The sequence below is a fragment of the Undibacterium sp. Di27W genome (assembly GCF_049340345.1).
Lineage (GTDB): Bacteria > Pseudomonadota > Gammaproteobacteria > Burkholderiales > Burkholderiaceae_D > Undibacterium.
Genome location: NZ_JBMPOS010000005.1, coordinates 269,927 through 286,059, shown reverse-complemented (window position 1 = coordinate 286,059; position 16,133 = coordinate 269,927). Strand labels below are relative to the sequence as shown.

Annotated in this window: 15 protein-coding genes; 13 read left to right on the top strand and 2 right to left on the bottom strand. The window is 49.5% G+C overall.

Annotated elements, in window-relative coordinates:
* Positions 1-57: 57 nt before the first annotated feature.
* Positions 58-522 (top strand): transcription antitermination factor NusB, encoded by a 465-nt coding sequence (gene nusB / locus ACO0LF_RS12885; RefSeq protein WP_110253024.1) that lies wholly within the window; start codon positions 58-60, stop codon positions 520-522.
* A gap of 92 nt (positions 523-614) precedes the next feature.
* Positions 615-1,781, top strand: a complete 1,167-nt coding sequence (locus ACO0LF_RS12880) for a pyridoxal phosphate-dependent aminotransferase (protein WP_423014472.1) — start codon at positions 615-617, stop codon at positions 1,779-1,781.
* 67 nt (positions 1,782-1,848) lie between these two features.
* On the opposite strand, the gene ACO0LF_RS12875 is transcribed toward ACO0LF_RS12880, so the two are convergent.
* Complete coding sequence (locus ACO0LF_RS12875) at positions 1,849-2,796, bottom strand: transglycosylase SLT domain-containing protein (protein ID WP_423014470.1); 948 nt, start codon at positions 2,794-2,796, stop codon at positions 1,849-1,851.
* A gap of 486 nt (positions 2,797-3,282) precedes the next feature.
* Here ACO0LF_RS12875 and ubiD point away from each other — a divergent pair, with 486 nt between their 5' ends.
* The 8 genes from ubiD (at position 3,283) to ACO0LF_RS12835 (ending at position 12,075) form a co-directional block, all read left to right on the top strand.
* Positions 3,283-4,767 carry a 4-hydroxy-3-polyprenylbenzoate decarboxylase gene (gene ubiD / locus ACO0LF_RS12870; RefSeq protein ID WP_423014683.1) on the top strand — a complete coding sequence of 495 codons (1,485 nt, stop codon included), beginning with the start codon at positions 3,283-3,285 and terminating at the stop codon, positions 4,765-4,767.
* A gap of 39 nt (positions 4,768-4,806) precedes the next feature.
* Positions 4,807-5,268 carry an acyl-CoA thioesterase gene (locus ACO0LF_RS12865; protein ID WP_423014468.1) on the top strand — a complete coding sequence of 154 codons (462 nt, stop codon included), beginning with the start codon at positions 4,807-4,809 and terminating at the stop codon, positions 5,266-5,268.
* A 171-nt stretch (positions 5,269-5,439) separates the two neighbouring features.
* On the top strand, positions 5,440-6,399 hold the full coding sequence (locus tag ACO0LF_RS12860; RefSeq protein WP_423014466.1) for a bile acid:sodium symporter family protein: 960 nt from the start codon (positions 5,440-5,442) through the stop codon (positions 6,397-6,399).
* Positions 6,400-6,409: 10 nt separating this feature from the next.
* The gene (gene otnI / locus ACO0LF_RS12855) at positions 6,410-7,201 is read left to right on the top strand and encodes a 2-oxo-tetronate isomerase (RefSeq protein ID WP_423014464.1); all 792 of its coding nucleotides are present in this window, start codon (positions 6,410-6,412) and stop codon (positions 7,199-7,201) included.
* 132 nt (positions 7,202-7,333) lie between these two features.
* Positions 7,334-8,077 (top strand): substrate-binding periplasmic protein, encoded by a 744-nt coding sequence (locus tag ACO0LF_RS12850; RefSeq protein ID WP_423014462.1) that lies wholly within the window; start codon positions 7,334-7,336, stop codon positions 8,075-8,077.
* A complete protein-coding gene (locus tag ACO0LF_RS12845; RefSeq protein ID WP_423014461.1) occupies positions 8,078-9,979 on the top strand; it encodes a PAS domain-containing protein in 1,902 nt (633 codons plus the stop codon).
* Entirely contained in the window at positions 9,976-10,416 is a 441-nt protein-coding gene (locus ACO0LF_RS12840; RefSeq protein WP_423014460.1) for a response regulator, read from the top strand. Before ACO0LF_RS12845 ends, ACO0LF_RS12840 begins: the two co-directional genes overlap by 4 nt.
* 30 nt (positions 10,417-10,446) lie before the next feature.
* A complete protein-coding gene (locus ACO0LF_RS12835; protein ID WP_423014459.1) occupies positions 10,447-12,075 on the top strand; it encodes an ATP-binding protein in 1,629 nt (542 codons plus the stop codon).
* A 66-nt stretch (positions 12,076-12,141) separates the two neighbouring features.
* Here ACO0LF_RS12835 and ACO0LF_RS12830 read toward each other — a convergent pair whose 3' ends face one another.
* Entirely contained in the window at positions 12,142-13,167 is a 1,026-nt protein-coding gene (locus ACO0LF_RS12830; protein WP_423014458.1) for an NADP-dependent oxidoreductase, read from the bottom strand.
* Positions 13,168-13,451: 284 nt separating this feature from the next.
* On the opposite strand from ACO0LF_RS12830, the gene purU reads away from it, so the two are divergent.
* From purU to ACO0LF_RS12815, 3 genes are read left to right on the top strand one after another with little or no spacing between them, the layout of a single operon-like run.
* A complete protein-coding gene (gene purU / locus ACO0LF_RS12825; RefSeq protein ID WP_423014457.1) occupies positions 13,452-14,324 on the top strand; it encodes a formyltetrahydrofolate deformylase in 873 nt (290 codons plus the stop codon).
* Entirely contained in the window at positions 14,324-14,866 is a 543-nt protein-coding gene (locus tag ACO0LF_RS12820) for a YaeQ family protein (RefSeq protein ID WP_423014456.1), read from the top strand. Before purU ends, ACO0LF_RS12820 begins: the two co-directional genes overlap by 1 nt.
* Positions 14,867-15,967 (top strand): acyltransferase family protein, encoded by a 1,101-nt coding sequence (locus tag ACO0LF_RS12815; protein ID WP_423014455.1) that lies wholly within the window; start codon positions 14,867-14,869, stop codon positions 15,965-15,967.
* Positions 15,968-16,133 lie beyond the last annotated feature (166 nt).

Here is a 16,133-nt window from a genome sequence, read left to right as displayed (position 1 = left end):
TAAATTAGGTAAGTTAAGTAATATAAGTAAGTTAAGTAAGATACGGTAAGAGAAGATATGAATAATAAAACACTACACGCCAATCCCAGCAAGAACCGTTCGCCACGTCATCGTGCGCGCGAATTTGCCTTGCAGGGCATGTATCAATGGCTGCTGAACAATGAAGATTCCGGCGCGATTGAAGCCCATATTCGTGAAGCCCACGGCTTTGAGAAGGCGGACAGAGAGCATTTTGACTCCCTGTTGCACGGTGCTATCAAACAATCCATAGAATTGCGTGAGCAAATTGCCCCTTTGATAGACCGCAGCATTGCTGAATTGTCGCCTATCGAGCACGCAGCCTTGCTGATCGGTGCCTATGAATTGAAAAACCACATAGAAATCCCTTACCGTGTCGTCATCAATGAAGCGGTAGAGTTGACCAAGTCCTTTGGTGGTCTCGATGGGCACAAGTATGTCAATGGTGTACTCGACAAACTGGCAGCCAAACTGCGTGCGACTGAGGTTGCCGCAGGTAAGTAATTTGCTGAACATATTTGTACATGTACCTACCGCCTTATTTTGAAAGATAAATAAGGCGGTTTTTTTCAGCCCGTGTTTTTTTAGGAAGTGCCATGCATCAGAATCTTGCAGCAAGACTGGACAACATTGCCCCTTTTCATGTGATGGAACTCATGAAAATGGCAGCGGAACTGGAAAAACAGGGCCGCCATCTGATACATATGGGTATAGGTGAGCCAGACTTTACCGCACCGCAAGCAGTGATTGATGCTGCCGCCAAAGCCATGGCGGCCGGGCGTTTGCAATATACCTCTGCCATGGGTTTGCCAGCCTTGCGCACGGCGATATCGCAGCATTACCGTGATGTGTTTGGCCTGGATGTGCCGGCATCCCGCATTATTGTGACGGCTGGTGCTTCGGCTGCCTTGTTACTGGCTTGCGCCGCCCTGGTCGAAGCGGGCAGGGAAGTGCTGATGCCCGATCCCTGTTATCCCTGCAACCGTCATTTTGTCGCCGCATTTGAGGGCAGGGCAAAACTCATCGCCAGCGGGCCGGATCATCGCTTTCAACTGACGGCAGAAATCGTCCGCCAGCAATGGGATGAACGCAGTAGTGGTGTTTTGCTGGCTTCGCCATCGAATCCTACTGGTACATCGATAGAGCATGAAGAACTGAGCAAGATCCTTGCTACCGTCAAGGAATTGGGCGGTTTTAGCATCGTTGATGAGATTTATCAGGGCCTGACTTATGATGGGGAGCCATTTTCTGCCTTGTCACTGGATGAGGATGTGGTCGTTATTAATAGCTTCAGCAAATATTTCAATATGACAGGCTGGCGTCTGGGCTGGCTGGTCGTGCCCGAGCGTATCGTGCCTGCACTGGAAAAACTGGCGCAAAACCTGTTTATCTGCCCATCGTCGATAGCCCAGCATGCAGCATTAGCTTGCTTTGAACCGGCCACGATTGCCATTTATGAAGAGCGCAAGGCAGAGTTCAAGCGCAGGCGAGATTATATAGTCCCGGCTTTGCGTGAACTTGGTTTTGGTATTCCTGTCATGCCAGATGGCGCGTTTTATGTGTATGCCGATTGTTCCCGTTTTACCGACGATGCCGATGCCTTTGCCAAACAGGTATTGAATGAAGCTGGCGTAGTCATTGTCCCTGGTCTGGATTTTGGCCCGGCGACAGCAACATCCTATGTGCGCCTGTCGTATGCCAATACTCTGGAGAACTTGCAGGAAGCGGTGGCCAGGCTCAAGAAATTCCTGGCCGACAGATAATTGACTTTGATAGTAAAAAAGCCGCCTGAACCAGAAGTTCAAGCGGCTTTTTTATGGGAGAGCAGATTTACAGTGCTGCAACCTGGTCTTTTTTTGCTTCTACCGTAGCCTTGGCTTCAGTTGCCTCTGGCTTGTGTACCGGCGCTGCTTCTACAGGACGGGCTTGTACCGGGGCAGGCGCTGGCGCATTGAATACCGTTGGTACATTTTTACCAGCGGAGACATCTTTCAGACGCTTATATTCATTCAATACACGCGCACCATAACCAGAGTCATTGTCGGAATCAGCTGCACCTACGTACATCTTCAGGCCAGCTTCAACTGAACCGCCACGAGTGACATAGTCTTTCAGGATCAGGGCACCAACACGGATATTGGCAACAGGGTTCAGCGCAGCTTTGACGCCACCAAGGTCCTGGAATTTGTCATGATGTACTTTGGACATGACTTGCATCAAGCCTTGTGCACCTACCGGGCTTTCCGCGAAGGGGTTCAGGCCGGATTCTATTGCCATGACAGACAGTATCAATAAAGGGTCTATCTTGACTTCCTTGGCCGTCAGGTAAGCGGCAGAGACCAGCATATTGGCAGCATCACTGGCAACACGATAGCGTTTGGCCAGCCAGGTAGTGACCCATTGTTGCTGGCGCTGGTTACCCAGCATCTTGGCTTCGTCTTCAGACATGGCCGTTTTTTGCATTGCCGGGTCAACATTGGCCTGGTTTGGTGCTTGCATCAGGTGGGCAAGATTAGGTGCTGGTACTGGCGCTGCATGGGCAGGCTCTTCTTCTGCAACGACATAGGGCGACAAGTCTTTGAATTTGTCTGTGAGTTCTGGTTTGACATACATCATGACCAACATGGCCATGGCAACGATGCCAGACAGCATAAGCAAGTGGCGCAAGGTGGTGAAAAAACCACTGGTGGTATCACGCGCTACCATGGAGAGCGCCTGGCGCTTTTCCGTTGAAGAGAAACTACTTTGTTGTAAAGCTAAAATAAAACGTTGAAACATGTTACCTCCTGAATTTTCGCGACGCGACATCCACCTTTATTCAAAGTCAAATGCAAACAGCTAATCCACGAATCAGAAACATCGTCTTCGTCACAAGTGTGATCGCAAGACGCCGGAGTCGTTTGTCAAATCAGGTCAGTCAGACCTGCTCATGGTGTGTCCAGTGACAAACAACTATTTTCGGGTTAAGGCAGACGCCTTTTGAAAACAATCCTTACAATGTTATGTTGGGGCCCGATCCCCGTGAATGATGTTACCGTTTGGCGAAACTCTCTTTGTGTCGAAAGTGGCGGAAGTCATTAACCTCTTCATCAAGTTGGGCGAATTGTAGGGGCGGTTTTATATCAAGTCAACACTATCAAATGAGAAGTTGATTACTTTTATGTATAAAGGATTGTGCTGCAATGCAGCAAAGTTCAATAAAATCAAGCACTTGGCAGAAATTGCTAGTGCGACTAGTGCAGAGATACGAAAAAGCGAAAAATGATGAAATATTCTGATTTGAGAGATTTTATTTCTCAGCTGCAAGAAAAAGGCGAACTTAAACAGGTGGACTTGCCTGTTTCACCACATTTGGAAATGACAGAGATTTGCGACCGCACATTACGTGCCGAAGGTCCGGCTCTTTTATTCACCAAACCCGTTGGCCATACCATACCAGTGCTGGGTAATTTATTTGGCACGACACGCCGTGTTGCGCTTGGCATGGGGGCAGAAAACCTCAGCGAATTGCGCCAGATAGGCCATGTTTTATCGGCGCTGAAAGAGCCTGAACCGCCCAAGGGTTTTAAAGAAATTCTAGGCATGGGTTCGCTGGTCAAAGCGGTCTGGGATATGTCTCCAAAAGAGCTGCGCGGTGCCAAATGTCAGGAGATCGTCTGGGAAGGCAACGACGTTGATCTAGCTCGTCTGCCCATACAGCATTGCTGGCCTGGTGACGTTGCACCCCTGATCACCTGGGGCCTGGTGATTACCAAAGGTCCCAATAAAAAACGCCAGAATCTGGGTATATATAGACAGCAGGTTTTGGGGCGTAATAAAGTCATCATGCGCTGGCTGGCACATCGTGGCGGTGCGCTGGATTTTCGTGAGCATGGCATCGTCAATAAAGGTAAACCTTATCCCATCGCCGTGGCACTTGGTGCAGACCCGGCCACCATATTAGGTGCCGTGACACCCGTGCCAGACAGCTTGTCTGAATACCAGTTCGCCGGTCTTTTGCGTGGCAGTCGTACCGAATTGGTGAAGGCCATAGGCAGCGAATTGCGCGTGCCAGCTTCAGCAGAAATCGTGCTGGAAGGGCATATCTACCTTGACGAAAATCATCCCACAGGTTATGAGCATGCTCTGGAAGGGCCGTATGGTGACCACACCGGTTATTACAATGAGAAAGACTGGTTCCCGGTGTTTACCATAGATCGCATCACCATGCGCCGTGACCCTATCTACCACTCTACGTATACAGGTAAACCACCAGATGAACCAGCAGTGCTGGGCGTGGCATTGAATGAAGTCTTTATCCCTCTCTTGCAAAAACAGTTCAGTGAAATCACCGACTTTTATTTGCCACCAGAAGGCTGTAGTTACCGCATGGCCGTGGTGCAAATGAAAAAGGCTTATGCTGGTCATGCCAAGCGTGTCATGTTCGGGGTCTGGAGTTTTTTGCGCCAGTTCATGTATACCAAGTTCATCATCGTCGTTGATGAAGATGTCAATATCCGCGACTGGAAAGAAGTCATCTGGGCAATCACTACCCGCGTCGATCCATTGCGCGATACCACGCTGGTCGATAATACGCCGATTGATTACCTGGACTTTGCTTCGCCCGTCAGCGGTCTCGGCAGCAAGATGGGTATAGATGCCACAAATAAATGGCCAGGCGAGACCAGTCGCGAGTGGGGCACGACCATAGAGATGACGCCAGAAGTAAAGGCCAAGGTAGATCAGATCTGGCAAGAGCTGGGTTTGTAAACTCGGTGTTTTAGCGATTCAATTTTTGCGTGTATATATATGAGTGTTTCTATCGTTTGGGATTACCCACAAGCCTTCACGCGGGCAGTGACGCCGCAACAGAGTGATATCGATGGTTTGAATCACACCAACAATGCAGTCTATGTGCGTTGGTGTGAAGAAGTCGCATGGGGACATTCTGAAGCGCTGGGTTTGAATCTGGCTGACTACCACCGCCTTGATCGCGCCATGGCGATCAGGCGTGGGGAATATGATTATGTCTTGCCAACCTTGCTTGGTGAATCGCTGACGCTGGCAACCTGGCTGTTTGCCAGCGATGGCAAACTCACCATGGACAGGCGTTTTCAATTGATACGCGATAGCGATGGTGCGACCGTGCTCAGGGGGCGCTGGGACCTGGTTTGCATAGAACTCAGCAGCGGCCGCGCACGGCGCATGCCGCCTGAATTTTGTGATATTTACCTGCCTGCCATCGTCCCCACACTGGCTGGGTCTGATTAATGGCGTGCAGGTCTGGCGTAATAGGTATTAGGTTGTAATGTATTTTTATTTTACAAGGCTACTTGTGTTTGTTGGCATCAGGCTACGCTTTCACTTTAAGCTGATGCTGCCCGCAAATTGCTGCGCATTAATCAAGTACAATCAATTACCTACATTTCTTGCTTTCCCCACATGAAGCGCCCGCGTTTTCTACCCGATAACATGACCCTCCTGCTGTTTGGCGTGGTCACTCTGGCAAGTCTGTTTCCGGCTCGCGACACAGTAGCCCGGGGTTTTGAGCATGTCTCTACCGGGATGATCGCCTTGCTGTTTTTTATGCATGGAGCCAGATTGTCACGTCAGGCAGTGGTGGCCGGGCTCACTCACTGGCGGCTGCATTTGCTGGTGATGGCGTTTACTTTTGCCATCTTCCCCTTGATGGGTATAGCTCTGAAACCCTTGTTGTTATATCTGCTTACGCCTGAATTGTATGTGGGCATACTATTTTTATGTGTGTTGCCATCGACAGTGCAATCGTCCATCGCCTTTACTTCTGTCGCCCGTGGCAATGTGCCTGCTGCGGTCTGCAGTGCTTCAGCCAGCAATATGCTGGGGATATTCCTGACGCCCTTGCTGGTCAGTATGGTCGTGGTCGCTCACGGTGAAAACCATGCGTCACTGGATGCCATGTTGAAGATTGTGTATCAATTACTACTGCCTTTTGTAGTGGGGCAAATCGCTCGCCCCTGGTTGCAAGTCTGGCTGGGCAAATATGAAGGCACACTGAGAATGGTCGATCAGAGTTCGATTTTGCTGGTGGTCTATGTCGCCTTCAGCGAGGCCGTCGTGCAAGGTTTATGGCAGCAACTGCCACCGGTGATGCTGTTCAGTTTGCTGGGTATCAGTGCCTTGATGCTGGCGCTGATCATGGCACTGACTACTATCATCAGTCGCCGCATGGGGTTTAACAAGGAAGATGAAATCACCATCGTGTTTTGCGGTTCCAAGAAAAGTCTGGCCAGCGGGGTGCCCATGGCCAAAGTTTTATTTGCCAGCCACGCAGTGGGCATGGTTTTATTGCCACTAATGCTGTTTCACCAGCTACAGTTAATGGTGTGCGCCGTTATGGCGCAACATTACGCCAAAAGATAAGGAGCCAGCCATGCCACGTTTTGCTGCCAATCTCAGTATGATGTATACAGAATTTGCTTTTCCTGAGCGTTTTGCCGCTGCGGCGAAAGATGGCTTCAAGGCAGTTGAATATCTGTTTCCCTATGAGTATCCTGCCACAGACCTGCGCGACTTATTAAATACGCATGGACTTGAGCAAGTCCTGTTCAATACTGCTCCCGGCAACTGGGCCCTGGGCGAGCGCGGCATAGCCTCTGTGCCTGGCCGTGAAGAAGAATTCAAGCAGGCTTTTGATACTGCACTTGATTACGCCCGCGTACTTGGTAACCGTACTTTGCATGTCATGGCTGGCTTGATACAGCCTGAACAGGATAGAGAAAGACACCGGGCCGTCTATTTGCGCAATCTGGCTTATGCGGCTTTGCTGGCTGCCAGAGAGGGTATCACTATCGTCATAGAACCCATCAATACCCGTGACATACCTGGCTATTTTTTAAACCGTCAGGATGAGGCGCAAGAGATATGCCTGGAAATTGGCGTCGAAAATCTGCGTGTACAGTTTGATATCTACCATTGCCAGATTGTTGAAGGCGATGTCACGAGCAAATTGCGCCGTGATATGTCACGCCTCCATGCTGGTATAGGCCATATACAAATTGCTGGCGTGCCAGACCGACATGAACCGGATTTGGGTGAAGTCAATTATCCTTATTTGTTTGACCTGATCGATGAGCTTGCCTATCAGGGGTGGATAGGGTGCGAGTACCGGCCTAAAGCTGGCACCAGTGCCGGCCTGGGCTGGCTGGCTCCGTGGTTGCGTTGATCCCCGTTTGGTCGTGTCAATGCCGTATTGTGATTTGAGCATGGATTGACATAGATAAAAAAACGGCGGAAAGTGCTTGGGGGCAGATGATTTATTTGCGTCCTTACTCCTTGTAGTGTAATGGAGGCGATCATGAGCATGGGCATCAAGATTTGGCTGCCAATTTTGCTGGGGCTGATGTTGGCCGGGTCAGTTCATGCTGAAACGACCCTGGTATTAAATACGCCATTTTTCGCACCGATTACTTCTCCCGGTCGCGATGGCGTACTTGATTTGTTTTACGCCGAATTATTCAAGCGTGCAGGCTTGAAGCTGGAGATCCAGCCCATGTCAGCCGAGCGTAGTCTGCTTAATGTCAATAGTGGCATTGATGATGGCGATGTGTCGCGCGTGCTGGGTATAGACAAAGCCTATCCCAATCTTGTGCGTGTGCCTGAGTCTGTCATGTTTTATCAAATGGTGGTTTTCACCCGCAAGCCACGTTTCACTGTAACCGGAGCTGACAGTCTCAAGCCTTTCGATGTAGGCATACTCACAGGCTGGAAAATTCTTGAGCGTAATATTGTCGATACCCGTTCCCTGTTGAAACTGGAGACCGGTGCACAATTGTTTTCCATGCTGGATAAAGGCAGGATAGATGTCGCTGTCATTGAAAAGCTGGAAGGCCTGCACTTCATTCAGAGTCTGGGCTTGAAAGACATCAAGATCATGGAACCGGCTTTCGTTGAGGGTGACTGGTTTTTATACTTGCATAAAAAGCATGAGGCGCTGGTACCCAGGCTGACCGAAGCAATTCGCAAGATGAAACAGGATGGTACACAAAAACGGATTTTTGATTCAGTGCTGAAGCGCTATCAAGCCGTGGATGGTACTTGAATGCGCTCACTCTTCAACAAATTCCTGGTCACTGGCAGCAATAGCCTGGGGCGCAGGATAGCCATTGCCATCCTCATGTTCAGTTCGGTAGTGACCCTGGTTGCTACCGCCTTCCAGCTGGCACTTGATTATCGGCGCGAAATTGGTGATATCGAGTCACAGATGACACAGATACAGGCTAGCTACGAAGAAAGCCTGTCATCAAGTTTATGGGTAACCAGCATACGCGATCTGGAGCTGCAATTGAACGGCATACTCAGGTTGCCGGATATGCAATATGCCGAGGTACGCAATGATCAGGGGGCTTTGCTTGCCAGAGCGGGCCAGGCGATCAGCAGCCATGTCATACGTCATGAGTTTCCTTTGCAATTTACCCACAGGCAGAGCCAGGTACATATAGGCAGCGTGCTGCTCATCGCCAATCTGGAAGGGGTTTATCAACGCTTGCGTGACAAGGTCGTGGTGATACTGATTACACAGACCATCAAGACTTTCCTGGTGTCTTTGTTCATTCTGCTGCTGTTTCAATACATGGTGGGAAGGCATTTAAAAAAAATCGCCCTGTTTTCGGATCGCCTGTTTGCGGGCAGCAAGGCTGGCAGATTGCAATTGGATCGTAAAGATGGAGCCAGGGTGGCTGGTGATGAGTTAGAGCAAGTGGTCGGCGCTCTCAATGCCATGCAGCAGCGCCTCGATCAGTTTGTCGAAGAATTGCAGGAGAGTGAATTCCGCTGGAAATTTGCCCTCGAAGGTGCTGGCGATGGCGTCTGGGACCTGAATCTCGATACCAATGAAGTCGTTTATTCACGGCGCTGGAAAGAAATGCTGGGCTATAAAGAGGATGAATTGCCTGGTAATCTGGATACTTATACCCGCTTGGCACATCCAGAAGATGCCGCCCGTGCAGTCGTGCAGCTGAAAGATAATTTATCGGGGAAAACGGATTTTTTCAGTATAGAGCAAAGAATGTTGTGCAAGGATGGTAGCTGGAAATGGGTAATGTCACGCGGCATGGTGGTGGATAAAAATGCCCAAGGCAGGCCCATACGCATGATAGGTACGCATACTGATATCAGCGAACAATTACAGGCAGCGGAAGAGATGCGGACTTTACTGGCTGAGAATGAACAGGCCAGGGCGGAACTAGGTCTTGCCAATGACAGCATGGAAAGACAGGTGCAAGAACGTACCGCGCAGCTGGAAGCAGCGAACAAGGAACTGGAGGCATTTTCCTATTCAGTCTCCCATGACTTGCGCAGCCCCTTGCGTGGCATCGATGGCTGGAGCCTGGCCTTACAAGAAGATTATGGGCCGCAACTTGATGCGACAGGGCAGGAATATCTGGAAAGAGTCAGGGCTGAGAGTCAGCGCATGGGGCAGTTGATTGACGATATGCTGCAATTTTCCAAGCTGGGGCGTGCCGCCCTGGTTATGCGTGACGTCGATCTCAGTGAACTGGCGCTCAGCATTGCGACGCGAATACAGGAGGTGAGCGGGCAGCGTCAATATCATTTCCTTATAGCCCCAGATTTGCATGCCTTGGGCGACAAACGTTTGCTGGAAGTCGTTTTGACTAATTTACTCGAAAATGCGGCCAAATTTTCTAAAATGAAAGCGTCGCCTGAGATTGCATTTGGCAGCCTGCGGATACAGGAGCCGCTATCGCAGACCGAGGTGCTGGCATTCTATGTCAGGGACAATGGTGCGGGTTTTGACATGCGCTATGCCCACAAGCTTTTTGGCGTGTTTCAAAGGCTGCATAAAGCCAGTGAGTTCAGTGGTACTGGCATAGGGCTGGCGACAGTGCAGCGCATAGTCTTTCGCCATGGCGGACGCATTTGGGCTGATTCAAGCCCAGGTGAGGGCGCGACATTTTATTTTACCTTGAAGGAGCTTCAATGAGCATAGGAACCATCCTGCTGGTAGAGGACAATCCCAGTGATATAGGCCTGACCGAACGCGCCTTCAAGAAAAGTCATATCTCCAATAATCTGGTGATCGCCCAGGATGGGCAGGAGGGACTGGATTACCTGTTTTGTCAGGGGAATTATGCCAACCGGGAAGATGTCACCCCTCCCATGTTGGTGCTGCTGGATCTGAAATTGCCCAAGGTAGATGGCCTGGAAGTGTTAAGGCAGATTCGCAAGGACCCGCGCACGCACAGGGTGCCGGTAGTGATACTGACATCTTCTCGCGAGGAGCAGGACGTGGCAGCCGGCTATGACTTGGGAGTCAATAGTTACATACGCAAACCAGTTGATTTTCAACAGTTTGCTGAAGTCATCAAGCAATTGGGCATGTATTGGCTGGTGATTAACGAAAGTCCGCATCAATCATGATCTGGCTGATGAACATAAAGTAGGGCGAACATGGCGACACCGCTGGCTTTGCTGATGGTTGAAGACTCTGATATGGATGCAGAGCTGGTCATGCTGTGTCTGCGGCGTGCTGACTTCGATGTCCGCATGATGCGCGTCGAGACTGATGAAGAAATGCGCCTGGCCATGGCCAGTGGTACATGGGACGTCATACTCTCAGATTATAATTTGCCTCACTTTAATACCAATGAGGCCTTGGCCTTGTTAAAAGAGTCTGGGCTGGACTTGCCTTTCATTGTTGTCTCGGCAGAGCTGGGTGAGAGCGCGGCAGTCGCCCTGATGAAGGCAGGTGCGCATGACTATGTCATGAAAGATAACCTGGCGCGTCTGCCACTTGCCATCAAGCGTGAAATGAGCGAGGCTGCGCAAAGGCGGGCGCACAGGCTGGCAGTAGAAGCATTGCGTGAGAGTGAGGAGCGCTGGAGTTTTGCCCTGGAGGGAGCAGGCTACGGTGTATCGGACTGGAATATCAAGACTGGTCAGGTACTGTACTCCTCCTGCTGGGCCAGCATGCATGGCTATGACAACCATGAGATCGCTCCTACTGTGGATGGCGGCATGGACTTGGTGCATCCGGATGAGTTACCACTGGTCAGGCAGGCTTTAAGCGATTATTTTGCCGGGGCCATGTCACGCTACCATAGTGAGCACAGAATTCTTTGTAAAAATGGTAGCTGGAAATGGGTCATAGACCGCGGCATGATAGTCAGCCATGATGAGCATGGCGCTGGCACGCGCATGATTTGCACCCATGTGGATATTTCTGAACGCAAGCAGGCAGAGGAAGAATTGCGTCTCCTGAATGAGCAACTGGAGTTGCGGGTGGAAGAACGCACTCGTGAATTGCGTCGTGCCATGTCCCAGATCATAGAGTCAGAAAAACTTGCATCATTAGGCGTGCTGGTGGCTGGTGTGTCGCATGAACTCAATACACCGATAGGCAATATGCTGTTGGCAGCCTCATCTCTGGCGGAAAAACTAAAGGAAGTAGCTGGGCTGATTGATACTGGAAAAATGACGCGCTCTGGCCTGGTCCACGCACTTGATGAGTGTGCAGGCGTCAGTCAGTTGATAGTGCGTAGTGGTGGTCGTGCCAGTGAGTTGATCGATAGTTTCAAGCGTGTCTCGGTGGATCAGACCAGTCAGCGCAGACGTCAGTTCGACGTGCGTATTGCAGTACAGGATAGTATCAATGCTTTGGGTGGCGTGATTACTCGTGCTGGAGTCATGGTCGATAATTGCGTCCCGCAAGGGGTGATGATGGATAGTTTTCCTGGGCATCTTGAGCAGATCATCAATAACCTCATCATGAATTCTTTGACTCATGGTTTTGACGGCGTACAGGGAAAACGCATTAACATCCGCGCGCAGAGCAATGCTGGGGTAATTGAGCTTGAGTATGCTGATAATGGGATAGGCATTGCCCCAGCATTACAGCATAAAGTGTTTGAACCTTTTTACACGACCCGCCTGGGGCAGGGTGGTTCTGGTCTGGGTTTATATATCGTGCACAATTTGGTGCAAGGCATATTCAAGGGCAGTATACGGCTGGATAGTGAAATTGATCAGGGGGTAAGACTGTTTTTCTGTTTTCCGGCAGTCACCCCCAAGACAAGTTAAGCGCCTCATGTTAACGGCCTGATCTTTTCCAAACCAGGCCTTATATATCGACGCACAACGCGAGATTTATTCTTCAGCTACTTGCAAGATCAGCTTGCCAAAGTTTTTACCTTCAAACAGCATCATCAGGGTATCAGGGAAAGTTTCCAGACCCTGGACGATATCTTCACGCGTCTGGAATTTACCTTCCGCCATCCACTTACCCATTTCAGCGACGGCTTCGCCATAGCGGGCTGCGTAATCAAATACGACTATGCCTTCCATGCGGGCGCGGTTCACCAGCAATGACAAATAATTGGCCGGGCCTTTGACTGGCGTAGTATTGTTGTACTGGGAGATGGCGCCGCAAATGATGATGCGTGCCTTCAGATTGATGCGGGTCAGCACGGTATCAAGTATCTCGCCACCGACATTGTCAAAATAAATATCAACACCATTCGGGCAATGTTCTTTCAAACCATCTTTGACTGAGCCGGATTTGTAATCTATGCACGCATCAAAGCCCAGCTCATTGACGACAAAATCACATTTGTCCTTGCCACCGGCGATACCAACGACGCGGCAACCCTTTTGCTTGGCAACCTGGCCCACTGTCTGGCCAACCGCTCCTGCTGCGCCAGATACCACGACAGTTTCACCTGCCTTGGGTTGACCAACATCGAGCAGACCGAAGTAAGCCGTCATGCCTGGCATACCCAGTGCATTCATGAATTTTGGCAAAGGGGCGAGTTTTGGGCTGACCTTGTAAAAGCCAGCGGTTTTGTCATCGGCTGCACCTACCCAGTATTGTTGTACACCTGTACCACCAGAGACATAATCACCGACTGCAAATTTTGGGGATTTGGATGCGATGACCTTGCCTATGCCGCCAGCGCGCATGACTTCATTGATGGCAACCGGGCGGATATAGGATTTACCTTCATTCATCCAGCCACGCATGGCAGGGTCCAGCGAGATATAGATGGTTTGTACGACGATTTCACCATCGCTGATGTCGCGCACTTCTTCCGTCGTCAAGTTCCAGTCGCTGTGCTTGGGGTTGCCAACCGGACGGGCGGCGAGGCGATATTGTTGATTGCTGAGTGTGCTCATATTGTCTCCTTGATGTTGTGTTCTTGGTCTTTGTCTGCTTAAGGTTGTTACTAAGGTTGTGACGGTGTGACTAAATCAAAATTGGGTTTCCAGAAGAATGACTATACACGAATAAGAACGATCGTGCTTTTTATTGTAATTATTTAATTGAGCGTGATAATTATGAATTATGCGTCCGATATGCGACAATACCCGGTTAATTTTTAAGCTTTGTTAGCAAATTTACGAATTTAATTTGTCTCTGGCCACGGAAAGCTGCAAATCCGGGCCAAACCACTGAAATTATGAGCATACGACCCGAATATATCCTGACTTTATCCTGTCCCGATCAGCGCGGTATTGTGCATAGCGTATCGGGCTTCCTGGTCAACCATGGCTGCAATATTATCGACTCTGCCCAGTTTGGTGATGCACAATCCGCAACTTTTTTTATGCGTGTGCATTTTGCGGTGGAAGATTCCAGCGTGAGCGATAGTACCTTGCGCGAAGAGTTCGCCGCATTGGGTGCAAATTTGCAAATGAACTGGCAATTGCATGATGCTCACCACAAGCCGCGTGTGATGTTGATGGTGTCCAAGATAGGTCATTGTCTGAATGATTTGCTGTTCCGCTACAAGAGTGGTTTATTGCCTGTGGAGATCAAGGCCATAGTCTCGAACCACACAGACTTTTACCAATTGGCGGCCAGCTATAACATTCCATTTCATCACCTGCCATTGGCGGCAGGTGCGCCAGCAGAAGCCAAACGCGTGCAAGAACAAAAGGTATTGGATATTGTTGCTGGCAATGATATCGAGCTGGTGGTGCTGGCGCGTTACATGCAAATCTTGTCACCGGAAATGTGTGATGCCCTGAAAGGCAAGGCGATTAATATTCATCATTCTTTCCTGCCCAGTTTCAAGGGAGCCAAGCCTTACTATCAGGCGCATGAACGTGGTGTCAAACTGATAGGCGCTACTGCGCACTTTGTGACAGGAGACCTGGATGAAGGCCCGATTATTGAACAGGATGTGGAGCGCGTTGATCACTCCATGGAACCAGAAACCCTGACCGCCATAGGCCGTGATGTGGAATGCGTGGTGCTGGCACGCGCTGTTAAATGCTTTGTTGAACATCGCATTTTATTGAATGGTCATAAAACGGTGGTGTTTAAATAATGGCGCTCAAATCCATCATCTATAAAGCCGACCTGAATATTTCGGACATGGACCGCGGCTATTATGCCGACCATAGCCTGACTATCGCCCGCCACCCATCTGAAACGGATGAGCGCATGATGATACGCGTGCTGGCTTTCGCCATTCATGCGGCTGAGCGCCTGGAATTTGGCAAGGGTATATCCGACACGGAAGAACCGGATATCTGGCTCAAGGATTACACCGACGCCATACAGCTATGGGTAGAAGTTGGTCAGCCAGACGACAGGCGCTTGCTGAAGGCTTGTGGCCGTTCTGAGCAAGTCATCGTCTACAGCTTTGCCAGTGCCAGTGATATCTGGTGGAAGGCAATGAACAGCCGTCTTGATCGCGCCAAGAATTTGCGCGTCATGAATGTGCCTGCTGCGCAAAGCCAGGCACTGGAAAAACTCGCGCAACGCAATATGCAATTGCAATGCACGATACAGGATGGTCAAATCTGGATGTCAGCCGGAGATGCCTCGGTACAAATTGATCTGGAAGTCCTTAAGGAGTTTACATAAATGCGCTTGTTTGATTGCTTGGCTAGCCGTGACAATAACTTGAACTTGTTGCGCATCACTGCTGCTTTGGTAGTGTTGTTCTCACACAGCTTTTCCCTGTTGCTTCAAGCTGAGCCTATAGAGGCATCGACTGGTTCGACCTTAGGCAACATTGCAGTGGATGTTTTTTTTATTATCAGTGGTTTGTTGGTGACGGGTAGTCTGGTCAAGAGTAATAGCGTAGTAGATTATGCGTGCTCCAGGATATTGCGTATTTATCCTGCCTTGCTCTTTATGTTGCTGTTGACAGTATTTATATTGTTCCCTATTTACACCACTGTGCCTTTGGCCAAGTATTTCTTGGCACCAGAGACGCGCTTGTATCTGCTCAAGTGCGCAACTTTATTCTCTGGAGTGGTATATAGATTGCCAGGAGTATTTGAGCAAAATCCCTATCCATATTTTGCCAATGGTTCGCTCTGGACCATGCCAGTTGAAATTAAGATGTACGCTATATTGTTGGTAGTTTGGTATGGTTCAGTATTATTGAACCGGAGACGAAAAAACAGTCTGCCGTACCTGATATTACCCATCACGGTAGTGGCTGCAATACTGGTATTCGTTAATTATTTTTACCTTAATCATAAGGTCCAATTTATTCGTCTGTTCTTCATGTTTTTCTCTGGTGTCAGTTTGTTTGTGTTGAGAGAAAGACTGGTGCTGACCCGCCAGGTTTTTTATCCTGTATTGCTGTTGGTATTGGGGGCGGCATTTGTCAATAAGGCTGTGTTTTTCGTACTGTATAACCTGACTATTGCTTACCTGGTAGTTTGCATTGCCTATTTGCCCTCAGGATGGATAAGGCGTTATAACAACATGGGTGACTATTCATACGGCGTGTATATTTATGCCTTTCCTGTGCAACAGGCTGTCGCAGCCTCATTTCCTGGAATTCCTGTCTTGGGCATGGTGGGCGCATCTGCAACGGTAACACTGATGCTGGCCATATTTTCATGGCACAAAATAGAAAAACCTTCGTTGGCTTTGAGGGTGGAAACAGTTGCTCGCTTGCGCAAGTATTGGCCCTCCAAGTTAAAAAAACCGACTAGGCATGCTCAATAGACTATTTGAGTCAGGAAATCAATCGCCTTCTGATTCTGCACAACCTAGCCTTATTCGGAGAGGTTTATTACAAAAATACAGGTGCAGTACTCGCATGTTGATAGACGTTGGTCAACGGGACTTAGGAAGAGCTGATACGACGTAGCATGCAATTGCAATGCATGCT